This is a genomic window from Pantoea sp. RCC30.1 (assembly GCF_058148845.1).
On sequence record NZ_JBXUHX010000007.1, the window covers coordinates 98128 to 121612 of the forward strand.

The following is a 23485-nucleotide window of genomic DNA, read 5'->3' on the forward strand; positions in this document are numbered from 1 at the left end:
ATGCCGATTATTTTTTTGCAGGCCTCCCAGGAAAAGCACCAGAAACGGCCTTAGCCGAGGATTTGATAGTGGCGCGCCTGACTCATGATCACTTTTGCCAGCACCTTCAGGCTGGTGACGTCATCATGATTAAGATACCAGGTTTCATAGCGTTTATTGTCTGATATTACAGCAATTTTTTTGTGCTGTAGCTGCAGGCGCTTGAGATAGAGTTGCTCATCGAGGGTAAAAATATAGATGCCGTCGCCGTCGAACATCCGCACGCTGATATCCACAAACAGCTGATCGCGCGGCGCAAAGGTGTCAGCCATTGAGTCACTGTTAATCGCGATTAACCGGATGTTTTCTGCCGGGCGACCGTTGAACAGCACCCGCGCCTCATCCAGACCATATTCGATCGCCTGGATAGTCTCGACAAACTCATCACGCGCGGGCAGACCCGCAGCGCTTCGCTGACCAATGTCGAGGCTATCAATCCGAAACACACTCTTCTGGCCGGAGAGCGCGCTTAGCGTCACCGGTTCAGCAGGTTGTTCCATACCGTACTGAAGCCACTCGACCCTGACTCCCAGCATCTGACTGAGTGCCAGTAAATTGCCGCCATCCGGCACTGACTGCGCATTAAACCACTTCCACACTCCCGGCGTTGAAATCTTACAGCCTTGCTGCTGGAGGGCCCTGGCAACCTGTTTGTTTCGTCCATGTCCGGCAATGCCGGCACTCTCACAGGCCGCTATCAGCCTGGCGGTGAAAGCTTGTCTTGTACTTTCTTTTTTAACCATTAGTTAATAATCAGCCATAGAAGAGATACTGGATGTTATTTTCATTATTGCTACCAGTTCATTTTATATTACCGCTCGTTTACTACCTAACCGCTTTATCAAGCATTCCTGATAATCATTATCCGCTTCAGTCCGCGGCTGAACAAAAAATATTGCCTAAGGCCCCGTACAGCCCCGGCTTTCAGGAATGTTCCGTAAAAAATTGCGTGAATATCAGCCAGAATAATGGCCAGTAGTGACGAGACCGGAACAGAAATTAAGCTGACGCGCAGAAAACTGTATCTTTCACTGGCCCTAAAAATAGAACTAAAAAAAACGGGAGTCTGTAAAAGACTCCCGCTTTGTTAAAAATTATGGCAGTTATGGCCGGAGCGTATCGTCGCCCCATGCTATCCATTTATAGGTAGTCAGCGCCTCTAATCCCATCGGGCCACGGGCATGCAGTTTTTGGGTACTGACCGCCACTTCAGCGCCCAGTCCGAACTGCCCGCCATCGGTAAAGCGGGTGCTGGCGTTGACATAGACTGCTGAGGAGTCGACCTGACGGACAAAACGCGCGGCGTTGCGGGTGTTGCGTGTCAGAATCGCATCCGAATGCTGAGTGCCGTGCGTACGGATGTGATCGATTGCCTCATCCATATCCGCCACTAATTTGACGTTAAGATCCAGCGACAGCCACTCATCATTGTACTGCTCCGGATTAACCGGTTTGACCGGAACCGGACCTTGCTGCAGCTGCGCCAGCACGTTGCTGTCAGCATGCAGCGCGATCCCTTCCTGCGCCATACGCGCGCTAAAGGCAGGCAGAAAACGCTCGGCCATCGCCTGATTCACCAGCAGCGTTTCCAGTGAGTTACAGGCGCTGGGACGCTGCTTTTTGGCGTTGACGATGAGATCAAGTGCCGGTTCGATTTCCATCGTCTCATCAATGTAGATATGACAGACGCCGATGCCGCCGGTAATCACCGGAATGGTGGAGTTTTCACGACACAGCTTGTGCAGTCCGGCTCCGCCACGCGGGATCAGCATATCGACGTAGCGATCCAGCTTCAGCAGCTGATTCACCAGTTCGCGATCCGGATTTTCAATCGCCTGAACGATAGCCACCGGTAAACCGTGCTGCTTCAGCGCGTTCTGAATAACCCGGACGGTGGCCGCATTGGTGCGCCAGGTCTCTTTGCCGCCGCGCAGAATAGCGGCATTGCCGGTTTTCAGGCACAGGCTGGCGACATCAACCGTGACGTTGGGACGTGCCTCATAAATCACCGCAACAACCCCCAGCGGCACGCGACGACGTTCAATGCGCAGGCCGCTGTCGAGCTGGCCGCCATCAATTAACTGCCCCACCGGATCGGCCAGCTGACAGACCTGGCGCACGTCGCTGGCGATGCTGCTGAGGCGTTGCGGATTGAGTGTCAGCCGGTCGAGCAGCGCGGCGCTCATGCCGTTCTGACGCGCATCGGCTAAATCCAGCTCGTTGGCTGCCAGAATGTCTGCGCTCTCCGCCTCCAGACGGTCGGCAATGGTCATCAGAACCTGATTCTTTTCTGCCGTCGACAGATCGGCCACGGTGTAAGCTGCGGCACGCGCCGCTTTTCCCATCTCTTCAAGCATTGTCCGCTCCTTAACTGACGATCATGTCGTCGCGGTGAACCGCCACCGGGCCATATTCATATCCCAGGATCTCGCTGATCTGCTGGCTGTGATGACCAGCGATCATCCGCATCGCGTCGCTGTTGTAGCGTGAAACGCCGTGAGCGATATCCCGCCCCTGCAGACTGCGAATACGGATCACTTCGCCGCGCGAGAAATTCCCCTGGATCGCCCGGATCCCTTTCGGCAGCAGCGAACTGCCGCGTTCGATGATAGCCGCCAGCGCACCGTCATCGACAGTGAGCTCACCCGCCGGTGGCGCACCGAAAATCCAGCGTTTACGGTTTTCCAGCGGCGATTGCTGCGCATGAAAGCGCGTGCCGACCGGCTTGCCGTCAATCACATCGCTGATCACGCCGCTGCGGCTGCCCGAGGCGATGATCACATCGATACCGGCGCGACAGGCCACATCTGCCGCCTGAAGCTTGGTCGACATTCCGCCGGTGCCGAGACCCGATACGCTGTCGCCCGCCAGGGCGCGCAACGCATCATCAATCACATGCACGTCGCTGATCAGCTCAGCCTCAGGATTGTTACGCGGATCGGCGGTGAAGAGTCCCTGCTGATCGGTCAGCAGCAACAGCTTGTCGGCCCCGCCGAGCATCGCCGCCAGCGCAGAGAGATTGTCGTTGTCGCCCACTTTGATTTCAGCGGTGGCGACAGCATCGTTCTCATTGATGACCGGCACAATGTGGTTATCCAGCAGCGCACGCAGCGTGTCGCGGGCATTCAGGAAACGTTCGCGATCTTCCATGTCGGCACGGGTCAGCAACATCTGACCAATATGGATACCGTAGATAGAAAAGAGCTGCTCCCACAGCTGAATCAGACGGCTCTGCCCCACCGCAGCCAGCAGCTGCTTTGAGGCGATGGTCGGTGGCAGTTCGGGGTAACCCAGATGTTCGCGTCCGGCGGCCATTGCGCCAGACGTAACGATCACAATGCGGTGGCCTGCGGCATGCTGCTGCGCGCACTGACGAACCAGTTCCACCATGTGCGCCCGATTCAACCGGCGAGAGCCACCGGTGAGAACGCTGGTACCCAACTTGACCACTAAGGTCTGACTGCCACTCATATTTCCTGCCGTAGTGAAAAATTTTTACGAAAGGACGTTTTAACAGGAGTCGATAAGGAAGCCAACAGCCAGCGGGGGAAAAGCACGAAATTACGCGGACAAGGGCGTAGACCAAAAGTTCAGCCTTAACAAGAAATCACGAAAAGTGTCATAAAAAGTTCATCGCTGACGGGTAAAAAGTCCGTGTTTTACAAAAACTTTCATTTATTTACGGCGTTCACATTGGGATTGATAGCAAATGAAGAAAAGCACACTGGCACTGCTCCTCTCCACGCTGACGCTGGCTTCTGCCGCGCAGGCTGCCGAAATCTATAACAAAGATGGCAACAAACTGGACTTATACGGCAAAGTTAAAGCTGAGCATTACATCAGCGATAATGCCAGCCAGGATGGAGACAAGTCCTATACCCGTATCGGCTTTAAGGGTCAGACACAGATTAACGACCTGATGACCGGTTACGGTCAGTGGGAATATCAGTACAACGTTAACAACTCCGAAGGCAGTGACGCCAACAACGGCAACAAAACACGTCTTGGTTTTGCCGGTCTGAAATTCTCTCAGTACGGTTCGGTAGATTACGGTCGCAACTACGGCGTGCTGTATGACGTGGAAGCCTGGACCGACGTGTTCCCGGAATTCGGCGGTGACGGTACTGCCCGTTCTGATAACTTTATGACCCAGCGCGCCACCGGCGTCGCGACTTACCGCAACAACAACTTCTTTGGTCTGGTCGATGGTCTGAAGTTTGCGCTGCAGTACCAGGGCAAAAATGACGCTACCAGCACCAACGCCCGTACTGACATTAACCGTCAGAATGGCGACGGTTACGGTGCCTCACTCGGCTATGCCCTGGGTGATTCAGGTGTGAGCCTGATGAGTGCCATCACCTCATCTGACCGCACCAACCAGCAGCAGGCACGCGCCTATGGCGGCGGTGACCGTGCGGATTCCTGGGGCGCAGGCGTGAAGTATGATGCCAACAGCGTCTACCTGGCCGCAATCTATACCGATACCCGCAACATGACGCCAATCAGCGGCACCAACCGTAATACTGGCGCTGCCGTCGCGGGGGCAGCCAACAAAGCGCAGAACATCGAACTGGTTGCGCAGTATCAGTTTGATTTCGGCCTGCGTCCGTCAATCGGCTACGTACAGACCAAGGGCAAAGATATCGAAAACGGTATCGGCGATGCGGATCTGGTGAAATATATCGATGTGGGCGCGACCTACTACTTCAACAAAAACATGTCAGCCTTTGTTGATTACAAAATCAACCAGCTGGATGACGACAACGCGCTGTCGCTTAACAACGATGACATTGTCGCGATGGGTGTGACTTACCAGTTCTGATTTCAGGCTTATGCCGCACAGCATAAGCTACAGTATTTGTGAGCGTAAAAGTAAAAAAGGGCGAGTGTTTCCACTCGCCCTTTTTACGCGTTCTTTAACCGAACCACCCTATCAGGCGCTCAGCTTTACCGGTTTCTCATCGAAGTCGCTGGCGGGGATCAAATCCAGCTCGAACTCTTTCAGCATCGCTTTCAGACGGGTATGGAAATTCCGTAAGGTCTCTTCCACGCGCGCTGTATTCTCTTTGCCTTTAATGGTTGCCACTGACCAGTCACCCTCTTTATCGAACAGACCGATATGGTAGACATAGGTAAAGTGGTCAGGCTGCGCTTCCAGCTCCATCCACCAGCCCCAGAACTCACGCAGTTCCGGTGCCGGTTTCACATTAATGCAGGCAGCCAGGCAGTCGAAGAAGAACCGGGTTTCGCCACATTTCCCATCGCGAATATAAGGCCCAAGCTCCGTAAAGCGCTTAAGCAGGCGACTGCGGGGATGACCACTTGGTAACGTCATGCTGATTCTCCATAGTTTTTGACCGCTATACAGCCTTGATTTTCCGGACGGCCAGGGGATGTCATGTTTCGCTTAACGGCAGCCCGGAAGAATTCCGCTACTAGTTGTAGCAAATACTGTAAATTTTGCCAGTTACCTTTTTAAACGCTTCTCCAGCCAGTCGCAAATTTCATTCAGCGCCTTGTCGAAACTGGCCATCATCGGCTTCACCGGAATCAGCAACGCCTTACCGTCTGACGAAGAGTTAGCGATGAGCTTGCTCTCCTCTTCCGGGCTGAAAAGATCGTTTTGCCAGTAGCCCGACAGCATTGGTGTCGGCGTCCGGCGGCCCAGCAGTCCCTGGGTTTTCAGCGAATATCGATTGAGTTCGGTACGCAGCGCACTGTCAGAGGCGGTTGCCATGCCCAGCCGGCTCGCCAGCATATCCATATACATATCCGGGATCTCATCCTGCAACGCCGTCTGCGTCAGCAGTGCATGCACAATCGGGCCAAGACAGGCGACCCCACGCAGCCGCTGCGATTCCAGATAGGCCAGTCGTACGGCCACGTTAGCGCCAAAGCGATAACCAAACGCCGCCACGCGGGTATGGTCGATCCAGGGCACGTTTTTCAGATCGCGCAGCACCTGCTGATGCAGAAAGCTGGTGTCCTGATTCAGCGTCCATTTCACCGAGTTGCCTACCGACGGCACATCAATGGTCAGCATGGCGATGCCGCGCGGTGCAAGGTAATCATGGAACAGGCGATAGTGATCGCTCTGTAATGAGTCGAGCGCGCCACAGAACAGCACGGTGGGATAAGGCGCTTCAACGTCAGGCGGCATGTGCAGAAAGCCGTTAACCGGGCTGCCACCCTGAATGGCGAAAGTCAGCGGTTTCAGCTCGCCCGGCAGGCGTTGAGTCGCCTCTTCATAGGCGCGGTTCGCCAGCGTCTGCGCCTGGTCGGCCAGTTCATCCCCTTTTATATAGGGATAGGCCGCAACGCTGTAGAGATGCGCCGCGTGTAGCCAGTAGTCGCCCGCCTCGCTGTCGTCGGTGGCCTCCAGCGCTTTCTGCTGCCAGATACCCGCCTGTTTACACCATTCGAAATGCCAGTTGCCGCCGCGAAAACCTATTACAGTGTCGAGCAGCGTCTCATCAGTATGTTCAACATTGCTGATGGCAATACGTGCCAGCACTTCGCTGATCTCCTGCGGCGTCAGGCCACGCCATGTCCACATCAGCTTATTCAGCATACGATACCAGCCACGCTGGCTGTCACCATCCAGGGCTGAGTGGACATCCGAAGTAGCATGATGGTGGCGGCGAACCAGGGTTGAGGTTTCAGGATGTTTAAAGCGCGGTTTGAACAACTCCTCGCTGAGATTTTTGCTCGACATACTCACTTCTCCTGCAACAGAAACGGCGATGGCTAAGTGTACTGTACGGCAATTCGGGGTGCGAGGCACAGAAAGCACAACGCCCGGAAAACCGGGCGCTGTCTGATGTGTATCAATCAGTTTTTAACAATCGGCGGGATGTAGACCACACCCATATCCCACGGCTGCTCGATCCAGGTATCCTGCGGAATATCGACAATATAATCATCAACCAGTGAGCGACCGGCCGGTTTAGCGAAAATGGTGCAGAAACGCGCTTTCGGATACATCTCGCGAATCGCCTGGGCAGTGCCGCCGGTATCCACCAGGTCATCGATCACGATAAAGCCTTCACCGTCGCCTTCTGCGCGCTTCAGGACTTTCATTTCGCGCTGATGATCGTGGTCATAGCTGGAGATGCAGACGGTATCGACGTAGCGGATACCCAGTTCACGTGCCAGCAGCGAAGCCGGTACCAGACCGCCGCGGCTCACCGCGATAATGCCTTTCCACTGTTCAACAGGAAGCAGGCGCTGGGCCAGTTTACGGGCATGAATCTGAAGCATGTCCCAGGTAACGACGTATTTTTCGCTCATAGAATAGAAATCCCAGCCAACCGAGGTGGCGTAAAAATGTGCAACGGGGAAAAGGTTGCGCGAGATTATAAGGAGTTGACGCACTAAAAACCAGCACCCGCGCACTGGTTGCGGCTTTTTAGCGCGTCTGAGAGCGCACCCGGTAGAAAACAGTGATATTCTCGGGCCTGGCTCGTCAGATTCTCTGACGGCGATTTTTCACTGGAAACTCGCGATGTCCGGCCTCGCCGGTACACTGACACAGGAGACCTGTCGTGTCTGAATTGTCTCAACTCTCTCCACAGCCGCTGTGGGATATTTTCGCTAAGATCTGCTCTATTCCCCATCCCTCTTTTCACGAAGAAGCGCTGGCGAGTTACATCGTCGGCTGGGCCAAAGAGCAAGGCTTCTGGTGTGAGCGCGATCAGGTCGGCAACATCCTGATTCGTAAGCCCGCCACCGCAGGCATGGAAAACCGTACCCCGGTTGCGCTGCAGGCGCATCTGGATATGGTGCCGCAGAAAAATAATGACACCGTTCATGACTTCACCAAAGATCCGATTCAGCCCTGGGTTGACGGCGAGTGGGTGAAAGCGCGCGGCACCACGCTGGGCGCGGACAACGGCATCGGTATGGCTTCTGCGCTGGCAGTGCTGGCTGATAACAGCCTGACGCATGGCCCGCTGGAAGTGCTGCTGACCATGACGGAAGAGACCGGTATGGATGGCGCATTCGGTCTGCAACCCAACTGGCTGCAGGCAGAAATCCTGATCAACACCGACTCCGAAGAAGAAGGTGAGATCTACATGGGCTGCGCGGGCGGTATCGACTTCGTCACCACCCTGCCACTGACCCGTGAAGCGGTGCCTGCTGAATTCCAGACCCTGAAGCTGACGCTGAAAGGCCTGCGAGGCGGTCACTCCGGTGCCGATATTCATATGGGCCTCGGCAACGCCAACAAACTGCTGGCGCGCTTCCTGGCGGCACACGCTGCTGAACTGGATCTGCGTCTGCTGGCCTTCAGCGGCGGTACGCTGCGCAACGCGATCCCGCGTGAAGCCTTCGCTACCGTGGCGGTCGAGAGCCACAAAGCAGATGCGCTGAAATCAGCTGCGGCGCACTTCCTGAGCGCCATCAAAAATGAGCACGGCATCAAAGAGCCGAACATCGCACTGGTCACTGAGCCGCTCGCGCATCAGGGTGATGCCCTGAACGCTGACAGCCGCGATCGCTTCCTGAACCTGCTCAACAGCATGCCAAACGGCGTGATCCGCAACTCCGACGTGGCGAAAGGCGTGGTAGAAACCTCACTGAATATTGGTGTGGTGACCATGGAAGCCGATCATGCAGAGATCAACTGCCTGATCCGTTCGCTGATCGACACCGGCCGCGATTATGTGGTGCAGATGCTGACCTCACTGGGCCAGCTGGCCGTTGCACAGACCAAAGCGAAAGGCGGCTACCCTGGCTGGCAGCCGGATGCGGACTCCGCCATCATGGCGCTGACCCGTCAGACCTATATCGCGCTGTTTGATAAGACTCCGAACATTCAGGTGATTCACGCCGGTCTGGAGTGTGGTCTGTTCAAGAAGCCTTATCCGGAGATGGATATGGTATCGATTGGGCCGACCATCACCGGGCCGCACTCGCCTGATGAGCAGGTTCACATCGAAAGCGTAGGCCTTTACTGGAAACTGCTGACCACCCTGCTGAATGTGGTGCCAGAAAAGTAAACTAGGTTCCGGCCTGATGCCGGTCATCTCAGTGACCGGCACTTTTCCTGATCGGTGATGTTGACCTGTTCAGCCCGTCCCCGCCACTGTCCTCTTCGGTCACAACCTTTTAGCCATTGCGTAAGTTACCCCGCCCGAAATCTTTAAATTATTAAGGTCGTGTGGCTACGGAATTTACTCTCCTGACGACCACCCTGTAATATTTTCTGTGAAAATTGAAAAGAACAAGAATACATGAAAAATATCATGATGACCGGAAGGCCGTTTCCCTGCAAATAGCGGAAACCCGGAAATCGATGGACGACGACAGGGTCAGAGATATACGCACAACGATACTATCGATTTGGTTTAAACCATTTATGAATAACAGGAAAGCCACGATAAAAAACTATCGGAAGGCACTGTAAAAAACAGAAAGAAACCTTATGCTCTGCTACCCGCTGCTGGTTGCACTCTGCCTGGTTACTTTCTATGGTTATCCCTTCATCCTGCTGAATTTACCAGCGTTCATGAGGATGGGAATTTTAAAGAAGGTAAAATAACAAAGCTTAAAAGTGATTAAACCTGCGCTTCTGCTGCAGAGACAGTAATAAAATCTCGCATTTTCCCATCCCAACACCAGTATAAATTACAATAAAAATAAAAAATTGAATAAAATTTAAATCAACTCATTTTAATTCATAAATCTTTAACATCTTTAATGCTTTCTTTATTATCCTGTGCATCCAGCTTACTGACACACTCTTTGAGAAAAGATCATTACAGGCAATCTGTTTAATTATTACGATAATGTGATATACGGCACATCCCACCATTACCAGAATGGTATATTTCCCATGAAAAGCTGAACGGACAATAATACAAGGAGTGTATCACAATGGCCGCATTACAGTTTCCCTGCACAATATTTATCACCCGAAAGGCGATGGACGACTACAGTGCTGATGATATGCGCTGCGGCGATCTGACTGAAGCAGAGTTAAAATCCAAATACCGGCTGGATTACATTTCTGATCGGGTTGATCCCTGGACCCTGACTCTGCGTTCCTCACTGGATCGTCCTCAATCCATGTTCTGCTGTAATCTGCGTGGCCAGGGTCGAACGATTTCCCGCCAGCAGTGTGCTGAAATGCTATTTGATGAATTTCGATCGTTGTCCCGTAAATTTTCCCTGAGCAGGCCTTACAGTCACCTGATCGAAAAGATGATCACACATATGCAGAACAATAGCGGTAAGACCTTCCGTGATATGGCGTTGGATAGGGCTTTAGAAAATCATATTGTCAGTGATAAAAGTGAAAACAGCACTCGCTTATTGCTGGAGAAACATCTTAAAAAAGAAATAGATTGGAAGAATAGAATATATCTATTGGGAAAAGAAGAATTACGGAAAGTCGTTCTCAGGGGAAGGCTACCAAAATTCGACAGGTTACAGGATAATTATAATGGCATGGGGATTACCGTTCATGATATCTCGGCAATGCATATCACCATAAAATCACTGCATATTGATAATAACCACTATCGGGCAACGGTGCATTATAAATCACAGGATCATTTTGGTCTCGACAGTGCTGATATACTAAAGACAAAGTTCAGCCAGTTTCATTTTTTCCGCATCTGGTTTGTTCTTCAGAGATACAATCAATTTGGTTTTAAGCCCTTTATGACAAATATGGAAACCACTATAGAAATCATGGGGGATCGCAATGAAAAATAAAATAAAAACTCTTATTTTACTGACAGTTTTTGGCTTCACGCTGGCTGGTTACTTTCTATGGTCCGAACTCCGTCCTGTTAAAATCGTCAGAGTTCATGGAGGCGGAAATTTTAGTGATGTTTTAGTAAAAAACTTTCCGATTACAGATCGTGGAAAAATTGACTGGTGGTTAAAAAACAAAGACGCCCTGAAACGACAATATGACATCCCCAAACCAGCATCTTACGGTAATTATACCGTAAGTATCTGGTTGTTTGGAGAAGGCTACAAAGAAGATGATCAATATGACCGACTCTGTTTTTCTGACATGAAGCCACCCATGAACTGCATCGAGAAGGACAGGGTTTTTATAATCAGTTACAGCAAAAATAGTGGCATTACATATACTGTTGATGATGGAGAATACCGCATGGAAGATGACGGTAGAATAATAAAGGAACAAAGGTAATTCAATGTCCTGACAGGATAGCGGATAGCCGTTAAATAGGCTATTAGCCAGCAATAATTTTGACTTTAAAATAGTTATGAACAGTACTGCAAAAGGCCTTAAAATTATCGGAGGCTATAATAAAAGGCATCATTAAACAGGCGTCCCAGGTGCTTGCTGTTGCAGGGCTATTGATGGCAGGCTATTTTTTTGGTTAATCTCACGTCCGGTTGAGATCATTGCTATTCATAAAGGTCATCGTGGCTTCAGCGCTGTTTTAGTAAAAAGCTTTCCTTTAACCGATCACGGAAAGATCAACTGGTGGCTGACAGAAAGCAACAATATTAAGGAAAAATACCACATCCCCCTTTCCCGACTTCTGGCAGTAAAAAATAGCCGAAAAGCGATATAGGCATTCCTGCTTCAATCCCACATTATGTTGAGGCGACCATTTTTAGCTTTTAGCCAATACACTTCCAGCGCCGGGGTGATAAAGGCTTTATGCAGACGCCAGATATCCATGATTTCCATTTCATCATCTCTCAAATCCCCGTTGCCATCGCAGGCTCCGGGATAGACGCTTAGCTGGCACCAGACTCTTAAGTCACCCATACCCGGCTTTGACCTGGTTTTATAGCCTTAACTTTTTCACCAGCATGATTCGCTGCCTTTTCCGCCCTTTACCCCGCTATTCCGCCGCTTTCCCGCGCTTCGCTGGTTGTAGCCGCCATTATGTCCAGATGTCTGGATGGCTAATAAGATTTCGTGCTAGCTTATGCGCTTTCGGCTGTTGCCGCGCCTGAAGGTTCAGGAAAAAATGCGGCCAGTGATTCTTCAGGAGAGTAATGACATGCCAGGGTTAAACTGCCTTGAGATGCGTAACATCTCCATCGCTTTTGGCGGGTTTGCCGCGCTATCGTCGGTGGATTTCCGCAGTGAGGGCCATTCAGTTCATGCGCTGACCGGCGCTAACGGCGCGGGAAAGTCCACGCTGATGGCAATCCTTTCCGGCGCGCACAGCCACTACAGCGGCCAGATCCTGCTGGATGGTGAGCCGGTCTCTATCCGCACGCCGCGCGATGCGAAACAGCTGGGTATCCATCTGGTTCAGCAGGAAGTCGATGTCGCCCTGGTGCCGCAACTCAGCGTGGCGGAAAACATTCTGCTGGATCGGCTGGCAGAGCCAGGCCACCGCTATCGCTGGGGCGCGATCCGCCGTCAGGCGCGGACCTTGCTGGCTCAGCTCGACGTGGCGCTGGACGTCAACCGGCTGGTGGAGCGCTGCACCCTGGCGGAGAAACAGCAAATTCTGCTGGCGCGGGCGCTGTCGCATCACTGCCGCTTCCTGATTCTCGACGAACCCACTGCCCCGCTGGATCAGCATGAAAGCGAGCGGCTGTTTGCCGTGGTACGTCGCCTGAAGGCCAGCGGCATCGGCGTGGTGTTTATCTCTCACCGTATCCATGAACTCAAAGCGATCTGCGACCAGCTGACGGTGCTGCGGGACGGCCGGTTGATCGAAACCGGCCCGATGGCGGCGCTGAGCGGCGAACAGATCGTGGAGAAGATGCTGGGCCATCAGCTGACCGATATCTTCCCGGCCCGCCGTGCACAGCAGGTACAGCCGCTGCTGCTGGCGGTTGAGGGACTGCACGATGAGCAACTGCTGCAGGATATCTCGCTGCGGCTGCACAAAGGCGAAATTCTGGGGATTGCCGGACTGGCCGGTGCGGGCAAAACCGAACTCTGCAAAGCGCTGTTTGGTGCCAGCAAAAGCCGCATCAGTCGCGGCGAACTACACGGTCAGCCATGGCAGCCCCGTTCCCCGCACGACTCCGTCAGTCGCCGCATGGCGCTGGTTCCTGAAGAGCGGCGTAAAGAGGGGATCTTTATTGATGAGTCGGTGGCGATGAACCTCAGCGTCAGCGCGGACGACAGCTTTTCGCGCTGGAGCCTGTTCGGGCATCGCCAGGCATGGCGCTGGGCGGAGCAGGTTATTCAGCAGTTACAGGTGCGCACCACCGGCCCGGCACAGACACTGCGACGCCTTTCCGGCGGCAACCAGCAGAAGGTAGCGATTGGCAAATGGCTGCGCAACAACGCTGACGTGCTGATCTTCGATGAGCCAACCAAAGGCGTCGATATCAAAGCCAAAACCGAGCTATTCACCCTGATCGACAACCTGGCGCGCGAGGGTAAAGGCATCATCTACGCGTCGGGTGAATTTTCTGAACTGGTCGGCTTATGCGACCGGATTTGCGTGCTCTGGGATGGACGCATTGTGGCCGAGCTGGCTGCACGCGACGTCACCGAAGAGACGCTTTTGCTCTATTCCACCGGAGGAACCCCTGCGTGAGCAGCAAAGAAACCAGCCTGAATCTGACCCCCTCGCCGTGGCGTCACCAGTTGTTCGACTTTCTCTATAAATGGGGCATGTTGCTCACGGTGGTAATCCTGATCGCCGCCTTTGGCCTTGCCTCCGACAGCTTCCTTGAACCCAACAACATCATCAATATTCTGCGATCCATTGCCATTGTTACGGTGATTGCGATCGGCGTCTCGATCTCGCTGACCGTGGGCGGCTTCGATCTGTCGGTCGGCTCGACCGCCTCGCTGGCCAATGCGTTAGTGATTTCGCTGTTTGTCTGGTACGGCTTCGGTACCACAGCCGCGATCCTGATCACCCTTGCACTCTGCACTCTGGTCGGGCTGTTTAACGCCTTCCTGATTGTGATCCTGCGCATCCCGGACATGCTGGCTACGCTGGCAACATTGTTTGTGATTCAGGGTGTGGCGATGACCTACAGCTTTGGCGGGTCGATCACCGAGAACATGGTGCTGCCGAGCGGTGATATGGCGGAAGGCACCATTCCGGCCACGTTTGGCCTGCTCGGCCAGGTGCCGACCATCGTCATCATTATGCTGGTCGTCACCGTCGCCGCGCAGCTGGCGCTGTCCCTGACCAAACATGGCCGGCGGATGTACGCGCTGGGCGGAAATCCGGAAGCGGCGCGCCTCTCCGGCATCCGCACCACCCGCTACCGGGTGCTGGCTTATGTGATCGCCTCACTGCTGGCCGGTCTGGGCGGTATCCTGCTCGCCTCGCGTATCGGTTCATCGCAGGTGAATGCCGGGAGCGGCTACCTGATGGATGCCGTCGCGGCGGCGTGGATTGGCTTCTCACTGGCAGGCTCCGGCAAACCCAATGCGCTGGGCACGCTGGTCGGCGCGGTTATTCTCGGCGTGCTGCAGAACGGCCTGGTGATGCTCTCTGTTCCCTACTACGCCATGGACATTATTAAAGGGCTGGTGCTGGCTTTAGCACTGGCGATCACCTATATCCAGCGCCGCTGAGGCGCATTTACCGGAGTTGATAACAATGCAAAAAATAACACTCTCGCTGCTGGCCCTGAGCCTGCTGAACGCCAGCGCCGCCTTCGCGGACACGGTCAACCCGGTGCCTGCGGCTATCGCCAGCCATGATGGCCCAATCCGTATTGCGGTGATCCGCAACCTCGGCTCCGATGACAACACCACCCAGTTTGTTGCTGGTGCCATTCAGCAGGGCCGCCAGTTGGGCTTCAAGGTCAGCACCTTCCTGAGCAACGGCGACGATGCGCGCTTCCAGGATTTCGTGAATCAGGCGATCAGCCAGAAATATGACGGCATCGTGCTGTCGCACGGTAAAGCGCCCTACGCCAGCGGACTGGTGAAGCGCATTGCCGACGCGGGCATCAAGCTGTCAGTATTTGATACGCCGGTGGATAGCCCGATTCCGGGCGTCACGGTCACTGCACAGGATGACGCTTCACTGGCGCAGTTGTCGCTGGGCCAGCTCATCCATGATTTCAACGGCAAGGCGAATATCGTCAAGCTGTGGGTCGCCGGTTTCCCACCGATGGAACGCCGTCAGGTAGTGTATGAAAAGCTGCTGAAAGAGAACCCGGGCATTCATCAGCTGGAGTCGATTGGTGCAGTTTCGACTGACGTTCAGGGCGATACCGCCAACAAAATTGGTGCGATTCTGGCGAAATACCCGAAAGGAAAAATCGACGCGATCTGGGGTGCGTGGGATGCCTTCAGCCAGGGCGCTTACAAAGCGCTGCAGGAGAATGGGCGAACCGAGATCAAGCTCTACAGCATTGATGTCTCGAACCAGGATTTGCAGCTGATGCGCCAGAAAAACAGCCCGTGGGTGCAGACGGTAGCAGTCGATCCGAAAACCATTGGCGCGGTGAATATGCGGCTGGTGGCGAAGAAGATTGCCGGTGAAGAGACGCCAGCGACTTACCAGTTTAAAGCCGCGTCAATCTCTCAGCAGCAGCTCAACAGCCAGCCTGGCGCAGTGAATGTCGCGTCGCTGAACAAGATCATTCCGGGCTGGGGCAGCAATGAAGATTTCGTCGCGCCGTGGTTTGCCACCCTTGAGGCGAAATATAAGAAGTAATCCAGCGTCAGCCTGCCCGATGGGTGAGGCTGACCGTTACAGACCCAGCAGCAGCTGACGCTCTAGCTGGGGATCCACCATGGTGACATGCAGTCCAACCAGCCGCACGCCGCGCCCGGCACGACGCTCATCCCAGGTTTTCCGGGCGATGGCAATCATGTCCTCTTTATTCAGTACCGGCCAGATATGCTCCTGGGTCGTCTGCTGAAAATCACTGAACTTGAGTTTGACGCCCTGACGCGCCACCTGCTTGTCGGGTCGGATCTGCGTCAGCCGGCGATCCAGTTCGGCATAGAGAAAATCGATAATCTCCAGGCAGGCATCCCAGTCGCTGATATCTTCCGCCAGCGTGCGTTCTACTCCCAGCGATTTTCGCTCACGCTCCACGATGACGCTGCGGTCATCAATGCCATTGCTGCGCTCCCACAGCACCCGGCCAAACTTACCAAAGCGCTTCAGCAACAGCGCCAGATCGGCCTTCTGCACGTCGCCGCAGGTTACCAGTCCCATCTCTTCCAGCTTTTTGGCCGAGACCTTGCCGACGCCGGGGATCTTCGCCAGCGGCAGCGTCAGCAGAAAACCGGCCATCTCCGGCGGGGTAATGACGAACTGTCCGTCCGGCTTATTCAGATCAGAGGCGATCTTTGCCAGAAACTTGATCGGGGCGATGCCCGCTGAAGCGGTCAGCCCGGTTTCACGGTAGATGGTGGCGCGGATCTCCTGCGCCATCAGCGTGGCAGAGCCGTGACAGTGCGGGCTGTCGGTGACATCCAGATACGCTTCATCAAGGGAGAGCGGTTCGATCAGCGGGGTGTAGCGGGTAAAGATGTCGCGGATTTGTGTGGAGGCTTCTTTATAGGCGTCGAAGCGTCCGGGCAGCAGACGCAGATGCGGGCATAACTTCAGGGCCATGCCGGTTGGCATTGCGCTGCGCACGCCAAATTTGCGGGCCGGATAGTTGGCTGTACTGATCACGCCACGACGTTCACGGCTGCCACCAATAGCGATCGGGATGTCGCGCAGCTGGGGATTATCACGCATCTCCACCGCGGCATAGAAGCAGTCCATATCGACATGAATGATTTTACGCATACCCCCTCCGGCACTGGATAAGTATACAGTTGGCAGGGGTAACTGCAATATTTGTCGCGTCCACAATTAAAGTTTACAAATTTGTGGCCGAATATCTTTCAGTAAATCGCGAATTTGGCTGACGCCGTCTTGCTAAAAAAACAGACAATGTTTAATGTTGCGCTGCGGTAGCGGACAGTTCCGATAATGCAAACAGAGACGCACAATTTGCGTCATGTTCTCTTCACCTCAAGGTATACACAGCATGGGCAAAATCGCACTCCTGTTTGCGATGATTTTACTGCCAGCCCTCAGCATGGCAATGACACCCGAACCCGTCTCAACGGCACCGGTCAGCAAAGAATTAAAGAAGCAGTTACTCGGCACCCCGGTCTATATCCAGATCTTCAAGGAAGAACGCACACTCGAACTCTACGGCAAAATCGGTAACGAATACCGCCTGCTGGATACCTACCGCATCTGTAACTTTTCTGGTGGCCTCGGCCCGAAACGCCGTGAAGGCGATTTCAAAAGCCCGGAAGGTTTTTACAACGTGAAACTGAGTCAGCTGAAGCCAGATAGCCGCTTTTATCGCGCCATCAACATTGGCTTCCCGAATCAGTTCGATCGGAATCAGGGCTACAGCGGCAACTATCTGATGATTCATGGCGACTGTAAGTCGATTGGCTGCTATGCAATGACTAACGCCTACATGGATGAGATTTTTACTTATGTGAACGCGGCGCTGCGTAATGGCCAGCAGGATGTCAGCATCAGCATCTATCCGTTCCGCATGACCGACAGCAACATGCAGCGTCACCGCTACTCCAGCGATGCCAGTTTCTGGCAGCAGTTACAGCCAGGATACGCTTACTTTGCTAAATATCACCAGCCGCCGATGGTTAATGTCGCCAGCGGTAAATATGTGATGAACAGCAGCCCGGCACCGGTTTTAGCCAGTCCCGAAGCGGCTTCCCGTTCATTCCTGGCGCTCTCCAAGGCAGAATAACGCCCATTCACCTGGCGCAATCCGCTGCCAGGTTTCATTGGCCGTCAGTGGCTGCGTAGCAATCACCGTCACCACGTCATGCGGCGTGGTGTGCTGCTGAAAATCGACCTCCACATCCTGATCCAGTAACTGCGCCCGGCCAAACGGTGCGCGGCGGGTGATCCAGAACAGGTTGGTGGAGCAGAAGGCCATCAGATACCGGCCATCTGACAGCAGCATGTTAAACACGCCCTTCTGCCGCAACGTTACAGCCAGCTCACCGATAAAACGAAACACCGCAGGCCAGTTGCCCGGCGTGCGCGGATAGCGTGTCGCCAGCTGATGCAGGATCCAGCAAAACGCCTTCTCGCTGTCCGTTTCGCCTACCGGCCGGAATGTGCCGGTCTCCAGCTGACGATAACCCTTGAGCTGACCGTTGTGCGCATAGGTCCAGTTACGGCCCCACAGCTCGCGGGTAAACGGGTGAGTATTTTCCAGCGATACCTGACCGCGATTCGCCTGGCGGATATGCGCCACCACCGAATGCGATTTGATCGGATACTCCTGCACCAGACGCGCGATCGGCGAGTTAAAGCTCGGCAGCGGATCTTTAAACGTACGACAACCTTTATCTTCGTAAAAGGTAATGCCCCAGCCATCTTTGTGAGGCCCGGTTCCACCGCCACGCTGAACCAGTCCGGTAAAGCTGAAACAGATATCCGTGGGAACATTGGCGCTCATCCCGAGCAATTCGCACATAGCCACCGCCTATGATTTTGCGGCCTCCCGTCAGGCAGGAGGCCAGCGCTGTTATTTCACCATCTCTTTTTCGATCAGCAGCATCAGGATATGGATCACTTTAATGTGGATCTCCTGGATGCGATCGGCATAACCAAAGTGTGGCACCCGGATTTCAATGTCGGCACTCCCTGCCATCTTACCGCCATCTTTACCGGTCAGGGTGATCACTTTCATCCCCTGCGCACGGGCGGCCTCAATCGCTTTAATGATGTTGGCAGAGTTACCGGAGGTTGAGAGGCCCAGCAGTACATCGCCCGGACGCCCGACCGCTTCCACATAACGTGAGAAGACATAGTCATAACCAAAGTCATTACTGACGCAGGAGAGATGGCTGACATCAGAGATGGCAATCGCCGGATAGCCAGGACGATTTTCACGGTAGCGACCGGTCAGCTCTTCGGCGAAATGCATCGCATCGCAATGTGAACCGCCATTACCACAGGAAAGCACCTTGCCGCCGGCCTTAAAGCTGTCAGCCAGCAGCACCGCAGCACGTTGGATCGCATGGATATTGGCGTCGTCGCTGAGGAATTTATTCAGCGTATCAGCAGCTTCATTAAGCTCAGAGCGGATGATGTCCTGGTACATAGGGATGTCCTTTTTTGGGAGAGGTTAATCGCAGCAAGTTTAACGGAATGGCCGGTAAGCGCAAAGCGTCATGCCACGCAGGGCCAGGTAGTGACGGTAATTACCACTGCCGCAGGTGATGCAAAAATGGGCTAAAAACGGTTTTTGTGAGGCAGGTTGTAATTGCGATGTAAACAAATTGATAAATCCGGCCAACTACTCTAAACCTCTCTACATAACAGGTCAGACCTCTTACTACTTGGAGCGGTTCATTATGATGGTTGTCTCGATACTTGCCACGGTGGCGCTGATTGCCGCCCTGTTCTATCACCGCCTGTCGTTACGGCTCAGCAGCGCAATCCTGTTGCTGTGGACTGCGGCGATGGCTGTTGCTCATCTCTGGACGCCGTGGCTACTGCTGCCGCTGGCGATCATCCTGCTGCCGTTTAACCTGCCGTCGCTGCGTCGCAGCCTGTTTTCAACGCCGATCTTTCAGCGCTTCCAGAAGGTGATGCCGCCGATGTCGCGCACTGAGAAAGAAGCCATTGAGGCGGGCACCACCTGGTGGGAAGGCGATCTGTTCCAGGGCAAACCGGACTGGCAGAAGCTGCACAACTATCCGCAGCCGCGCCTGACGGCTGAAGAGCAGGCTTTTCTCGATGGCCCGGTTGAAGAAGCGTGCCGCATGGCCAACGATTTCCAGATCACCCATGAGCTGGCCGATATGCCGCCGGAACTCTGGGCTTACCTGAAAGAGCATCGTTTCTTCGCAATGATCATCAAGAAAGAGTATGGCGGACTGGATTTCTCCGCCTATGCGCAGGCTTGCGTGCTGCAAAAACTGTCGGGCGTCTCCGGGATTCTGGCGATTACCGTGGGTGTGCCTAACTCACTGGGTCCGGGCGAACTGCTGCAGCACTACGGCACCGAAGAGCAGAAAAATCACTATTTACCCCGGCTGGCACGCGGCGACGAGATCCCCTGCTTTGCGCTGACCAGCCCGGAAGCGGGTTCAGATGCCGGGGCGATCCCCGATACCGGCGTCGTCTGCATGGGCGAATGGAAGGGTCAGCAGGTGCTCGGCATGCGCCTGACCTGGAACAAACGCTACATTACGCTGGCACCGATCGCCACCGTGCTGGGCCTGGCATTTAAACTCTCCGACCCCGATCATCTGCTCAGCGACAACGAGAATCCTGGCATTACCTGTGCGCTGATACCAACGAATACCCCCGGCGTGGAAATCGGCCATCGCCACTTCCCGCTTAACGTGCCGTTCCAGAATGGACCGACGCGCGGCAGCGATATCTTTGTGCCGATTGACTATATTATCGGCGGTCCGGAAATGGCCGGTCAGGGCTGGCGGATGCTGGTGGAATGTCTGTCAGTGGGTCGAGGTATTACGCTGCCATCGAACTCGACCGGCAGCCTGAAAAGCGTGGCGCTGGCGACAGGTGCGTATGCCCATATCCGGCGTCAGTTCCGCGTCTCTATCGGTAAGATGGAAGGGATTGAAGAGCCACTGGCGCGCATTGCCGGTAACGCTTACGTGATGGATGCGGCGGCCACGCTGATTACGGCCGGTATTATGCAGGGTGAAAAACCGGCGGTGCTGTCGGCGATTGTTAAATATCACTGCACCCATCGCGGTCAGCGCGCCATTATCGATGCCATGGATATTGCCGGTGGTAAAGGCATTATGCTCGGCAACAGCAACTTCCTGGCCCGTGCCTATCAGGGTGCACCTATCGCTATTACCGTGGAAGGCGCGAACATTCTGACGCGTAGCATGATTATCTTCGGACAGGGCGCGATTCGCTGTCATCCTTATGTTCTGCAGGAGATGGCAGCAGCAGCCAGCAACGATGTTAACGCCTTTGATCAGGCGCTGTTCAGCCATATCGGTCACGTGGGTAGCAGCACCATGCGCAGCTTGTGGCTGGGCTTAACTGCCGGACGTACCAGTGCCAGCCCGACCCGCGATGGCACCCGCCGTTATTACCAGCACCTGAACCGCATCAGTGCCAACCTGGCGTTGCTCTCTGATGTGTCGATGGCGGTACTGGGCGGCAGCCTGAAACGTCGCGAGCGTATCTCGGCGCGTCTGGGCGATGTGCTGAGCCAGCTCTATCTCGCCTCGGCGACGCTGAAACGCTATGACGATGAAGGCCGTCACGAAGCTGATATGCCGCTGGTTCACTGGGGCGTGCAGGATGCGCTGCATCAGGCGGAAGTGGCCATCGACGATCTGCTCCGCAACTTCCCGAATCGTCTGGTGGCGGGCGCATTGCGGATGACGATTTTTGCAGGCGGTCATCACTGCCCTGCTCCATCTGACCGTCTGGATCATCAACTGGCAAAAATGCTGCAGCAGCCGTCAGCCACCCGCAGCCGTCTGGGCCGTGGCATGTACCTGACGCCAAGCGAGCATAACCCTGCCGGCCAGCTGGAACAGGCGTTGCAGGATGTGATGGCGGCAGAAGTGATTCATGACAGGCTGTGCAAACAGACGAAGCAGCACCTCTCCTTTACCCGGCTGGACGCGCTGGCGAAGCGTGCACTGGATCAGGGCTGGATTGATGCTAAAGAGGCTGACGTGTTGCAGCGTGCTGAAGCCAGTCGTCTGCGTTCGATTAACGTCGATGAGTTTGAGCCGGAGGCACTGGCAGTACCTGTGCCAGAGAAAGCGCCTCAGCCTGCGTCACGGACGAGTGAGGCAGCCTAGGTTTAGCGTTGCTCTGCAGCACTGGCTCAGGGAGCATACGCCTTCCGTAAAGACGCAAAAACGCCATCCATGGCATGCTCGGCCCGCACGATTACGCACCTCATCCCTGAGGTGCGCCCGTTGCCGGGCCAACGCGTTGCGTTGTTCAAAAACGCTCCCGGCGTTTTTGTCCATGGCCCGCGATGCTTTACTCCAGGCGTATGCTCCCATCGCTTGAAGTTCAGCGCTCTTCATCAGTAGGGCGGCACTATGCCAAATCAGGGGAAATCTGACCGCAATAATTAAGCCCAAAGCGCAGGGGACAGGGTCAGAAGAGGAAAGCGTCCCGCGTCAGGACGACGCGGGCCGAGCGAGCCAGGGATGGCTTTAGCGACTTTCCGATCTGACCCTTTTTCCGGCGCGGGCACGCCCTCACAGCTGGCCTTTGCTTTACCTGAAAGCCGACATCATGTCGGCTTTTTTTATCCTGCCTGACGGATGCGGGCAATCAGCGCATCCACATCCTCTACATGATCGGCCGCCAGAATCAGCGTGCGTCCCAGATTAATTGCATTACGGATGCAGTTGGTACGCATTGCCGGATCGGCAATCAGCTTCATATCCGCCACATGTGACATCCCCACAGTGCGGCGAATCAGTTCTGTCCCGCAGTAACCGATGGTATCAGCCCATACTTTCCGCAGAAACGCTTCCGCATAACCTGGATAAGCCAGCGCCTCATCGCGGGTTTTCTCTGCCGCCAGCGCCAGGAAGCCTGAAGCAAAGGTCGTCCAGACCTTATGCACATCGCTGAGGCGCTGCTCGCGTGCATCGGCAGCCTCACGCGGTGCCAGCAAACCCGGCAGGCCGCAGTAGTTAATCAGCAGGTTGCCTACCGCAGTACCGACATCAAACCCGATGGGACCAAAATAACCAAATTCTGCATCAATCGCCTTCAGGCTGCCATCAGCAACGAAAATCGAGCCGCTGTGAATATCCCCATGCAGTAGCGCTTCGGCATGGGCAAAGAAACGATGCTTAAGACCGCCCACCGCAATGCGCAGCGCATCGTCATTGCGCAGGCTGGCGACCAGCGGTTCAAGTGCTTCGGGATAACTGTTGCGCTCATGATTCGTGTAGGGGTCGTTGAAGAAAAGATCTTCGGTGATCTCACACATTTCCGGATTAATGAAACGCGCCACTTCCGTTTTTTTCTGATGCGGATGCAGGATGAAATCGGAAGTATGGAACAGGGTTTGTGCCAGATAGTCGCCTAACTGCTGAGCGGCTTCCGGGTAATAAGCACCTTTCACCAGCTCACCGCGCCAGATGCGATGGCTGGAGAGATCTTCCATCACCATTACCGCCAGATCCGCATCGTAATGCGTGATCTTCACCGTGTGCTGCGGACAATATTTGTAGTGCTCGACCAGCGTCTGCGCTTCCAGCCGCGCCCGATCCAGCGTCAGCGGCCAGGACTCCCCCACGCAGCGCACATAAGGCAGTGCCTGCTTAACGATGACGCGACTGATGTCCTGATCGTCATAAATCTTAAACACCAGGTTGAGGTTGCCATCACCAATCTCTTCTGCGCTGCTCAGCGCGGCAGGATTGTCCACGCCCCCAAATTGTCGGGCATATTCCACAGCATCAGCAGCAGTAAAGGTACGGTATTGCGACATTGCCTGTTCCTCATCATTCGAAGGGGGTAATTCAGGT

At 54.6% G+C, this 23485-nt stretch carries 21 protein-coding genes; 10 read left to right on the forward strand and 11 right to left on the reverse strand.

Annotated features, from left to right (window positions below; genetic code table 11):
• Positions 1 to 50: 50 nt before the first annotated feature.
• The 3 genes from AC2LB6_RS08705 to proB all read right to left on the reverse strand — a co-directional run bounded on the left by AC2LB6_RS08705 (position 51) and on the right by proB (position 3510).
• The gene (locus AC2LB6_RS08705; RefSeq protein WP_490093197.1) at positions 51 to 782 is read right to left on the reverse strand and encodes a S24 family peptidase; all 732 of its coding nucleotides are present in this window, start codon (positions 780 to 782) and stop codon (positions 51 to 53) included.
• 360 nt (positions 783 to 1142) lie between these two features.
• The gene (gene proA, locus AC2LB6_RS08710) at positions 1143 to 2396 is read right to left on the reverse strand and encodes a glutamate-5-semialdehyde dehydrogenase (protein ID WP_490093198.1); all 1254 of its coding nucleotides are present in this window, start codon (positions 2394 to 2396) and stop codon (positions 1143 to 1145) included.
• Positions 2397 to 2406: 10 nt separating this feature from the next.
• A complete protein-coding gene (gene proB, locus AC2LB6_RS08715; protein WP_010255198.1) occupies positions 2407 to 3510 on the reverse strand; it encodes a glutamate 5-kinase in 1104 nt (367 codons plus the stop codon).
• A gap of 238 nt (positions 3511 to 3748) precedes the next feature.
• Here proB and ompC point away from each other — a divergent pair, with 238 nt between their 5' ends.
• Positions 3749 to 4861 (forward strand): porin OmpC, encoded by a 1113-nt coding sequence (gene ompC / locus AC2LB6_RS08720; protein ID WP_490093199.1) that lies wholly within the window; start codon positions 3749 to 3751, stop codon positions 4859 to 4861.
• 111 nt (positions 4862 to 4972) lie between these two features.
• On the opposite strand, the gene crl is transcribed toward ompC, so the two are convergent.
• From crl to gpt, 3 genes are all read right to left on the reverse strand, one after another.
• Entirely contained in the window at positions 4973 to 5374 is a 402-nt protein-coding gene (gene crl, locus AC2LB6_RS08725; protein ID WP_490093200.1) for a sigma factor-binding protein Crl, read from the reverse strand.
• A gap of 132 nt (positions 5375 to 5506) precedes the next feature.
• Positions 5507 to 6754 carry an esterase FrsA gene (gene frsA / locus AC2LB6_RS08730; RefSeq protein ID WP_033779697.1) on the reverse strand — a complete coding sequence of 416 codons (1248 nt, stop codon included), beginning with the start codon at positions 6752 to 6754 and terminating at the stop codon, positions 5507 to 5509.
• Between the two features lie 116 nt (positions 6755 to 6870).
• Positions 6871 to 7329, reverse strand: a complete 459-nt coding sequence (gene gpt, locus AC2LB6_RS08735) for a xanthine phosphoribosyltransferase (RefSeq protein WP_031590376.1) — start codon at positions 7327 to 7329, stop codon at positions 6871 to 6873.
• Positions 7330 to 7583: 254 nt separating this feature from the next.
• Here gpt and pepD point away from each other — a divergent pair, with 254 nt between their 5' ends.
• From pepD to AC2LB6_RS08755, 4 genes are all read left to right on the forward strand, one after another.
• Positions 7584 to 9041: a beta-Ala-His dipeptidase gene (gene pepD / locus AC2LB6_RS08740; RefSeq protein WP_031590380.1), complete on the forward strand. Its 1458-nt coding sequence runs from the start codon at positions 7584 to 7586 to the stop codon at positions 9039 to 9041.
• An 877-nt stretch (positions 9042 to 9918) separates the two neighbouring features.
• Positions 9919 to 10761 carry a YPO3983 family protein gene (locus AC2LB6_RS08745; RefSeq protein WP_490093201.1) on the forward strand — a complete coding sequence of 281 codons (843 nt, stop codon included), beginning with the start codon at positions 9919 to 9921 and terminating at the stop codon, positions 10759 to 10761.
• Entirely contained in the window at positions 10751 to 11209 is a 459-nt protein-coding gene (locus tag AC2LB6_RS08750; protein WP_163841918.1) for a DUF943 family protein, read from the forward strand. The genes AC2LB6_RS08745 and AC2LB6_RS08750 overlap by 11 nt, the downstream gene beginning before the upstream one ends.
• A 169-nt stretch (positions 11210 to 11378) precedes the next feature.
• On the forward strand, positions 11379 to 11600 hold the full coding sequence (locus AC2LB6_RS08755) for a DUF943 family protein (RefSeq protein ID WP_490093259.1): 222 nt from the start codon (positions 11379 to 11381) through the stop codon (positions 11598 to 11600).
• Positions 11601 to 11611: 11 nt separating this feature from the next.
• Here the strand turns inward: AC2LB6_RS08755 and AC2LB6_RS08760 are convergent, their stop codons facing one another.
• A complete protein-coding gene (locus AC2LB6_RS08760) occupies positions 11612 to 11800 on the reverse strand; it encodes a hypothetical protein (protein ID WP_163841915.1) in 189 nt (62 codons plus the stop codon).
• Positions 11801 to 12038: 238 nt separating this feature from the next.
• On the opposite strand from AC2LB6_RS08760, the gene AC2LB6_RS08765 reads away from it, so the two are divergent.
• From AC2LB6_RS08765 to AC2LB6_RS08775, 3 genes are read left to right on the forward strand one after another with little or no spacing between them, the layout of a single operon-like run.
• A complete protein-coding gene (locus AC2LB6_RS08765; protein ID WP_490093202.1) occupies positions 12039 to 13544 on the forward strand; it encodes a sugar ABC transporter ATP-binding protein in 1506 nt (501 codons plus the stop codon).
• Positions 13541 to 14542: an ABC transporter permease gene (locus AC2LB6_RS08770; protein WP_490093203.1), complete on the forward strand. Its 1002-nt coding sequence runs from the start codon at positions 13541 to 13543 to the stop codon at positions 14540 to 14542. Before AC2LB6_RS08765 ends, AC2LB6_RS08770 begins: the two co-directional genes overlap by 4 nt.
• A gap of 25 nt (positions 14543 to 14567) precedes the next feature.
• Positions 14568 to 15635: a sugar ABC transporter substrate-binding protein gene (locus AC2LB6_RS08775; protein ID WP_490093204.1), complete on the forward strand. Its 1068-nt coding sequence runs from the start codon at positions 14568 to 14570 to the stop codon at positions 15633 to 15635.
• Between the two features lie 36 nt (positions 15636 to 15671).
• Here AC2LB6_RS08775 and dinB read toward each other — a convergent pair whose 3' ends face one another.
• Positions 15672 to 16727 carry a DNA polymerase IV gene (gene dinB, locus AC2LB6_RS08780; protein ID WP_490093205.1) on the reverse strand — a complete coding sequence of 352 codons (1056 nt, stop codon included), beginning with the start codon at positions 16725 to 16727 and terminating at the stop codon, positions 15672 to 15674.
• Between the two features lie 244 nt (positions 16728 to 16971).
• On the opposite strand from dinB, the gene dpaA reads away from it, so the two are divergent.
• A complete protein-coding gene (gene dpaA, locus AC2LB6_RS08785; RefSeq protein WP_490093206.1) occupies positions 16972 to 17715 on the forward strand; it encodes a peptidoglycan meso-diaminopimelic acid protein amidase in 744 nt (247 codons plus the stop codon).
• Here the strand turns inward: dpaA and AC2LB6_RS08790 are convergent.
• Positions 17686 to 18453 (reverse strand): class II glutamine amidotransferase, encoded by a 768-nt coding sequence (locus AC2LB6_RS08790; RefSeq protein WP_136197263.1) that lies wholly within the window; start codon positions 18451 to 18453, stop codon positions 17686 to 17688. The two genes, dpaA and AC2LB6_RS08790, sit on opposite strands and share 30 nt — an antisense overlap.
• 51 nt (positions 18454 to 18504) lie before the next feature.
• Positions 18505 to 19083, reverse strand: coding sequence for a D-sedoheptulose 7-phosphate isomerase (gene lpcA / locus AC2LB6_RS08795; protein ID WP_031374980.1), 579 nt, complete (start codon positions 19081 to 19083; stop codon positions 18505 to 18507).
• A 253-nt stretch (positions 19084 to 19336) separates the two neighbouring features.
• Here lpcA and fadE point away from each other — a divergent pair, with 253 nt between their 5' ends.
• Positions 19337 to 21787: an acyl-CoA dehydrogenase FadE gene (gene fadE / locus AC2LB6_RS08800; protein ID WP_490093207.1), complete on the forward strand. Its 2451-nt coding sequence runs from the start codon at positions 19337 to 19339 to the stop codon at positions 21785 to 21787.
• Between the two features lie 461 nt (positions 21788 to 22248).
• Here the strand turns inward: fadE and mtnK are convergent, their stop codons facing one another.
• Positions 22249 to 23448 (reverse strand): S-methyl-5-thioribose kinase, encoded by a 1200-nt coding sequence (mtnK, locus tag AC2LB6_RS08805; RefSeq protein WP_490093208.1) that lies wholly within the window; start codon positions 23446 to 23448, stop codon positions 22249 to 22251.
• Positions 23449 to 23485 lie beyond the last annotated feature (37 nt).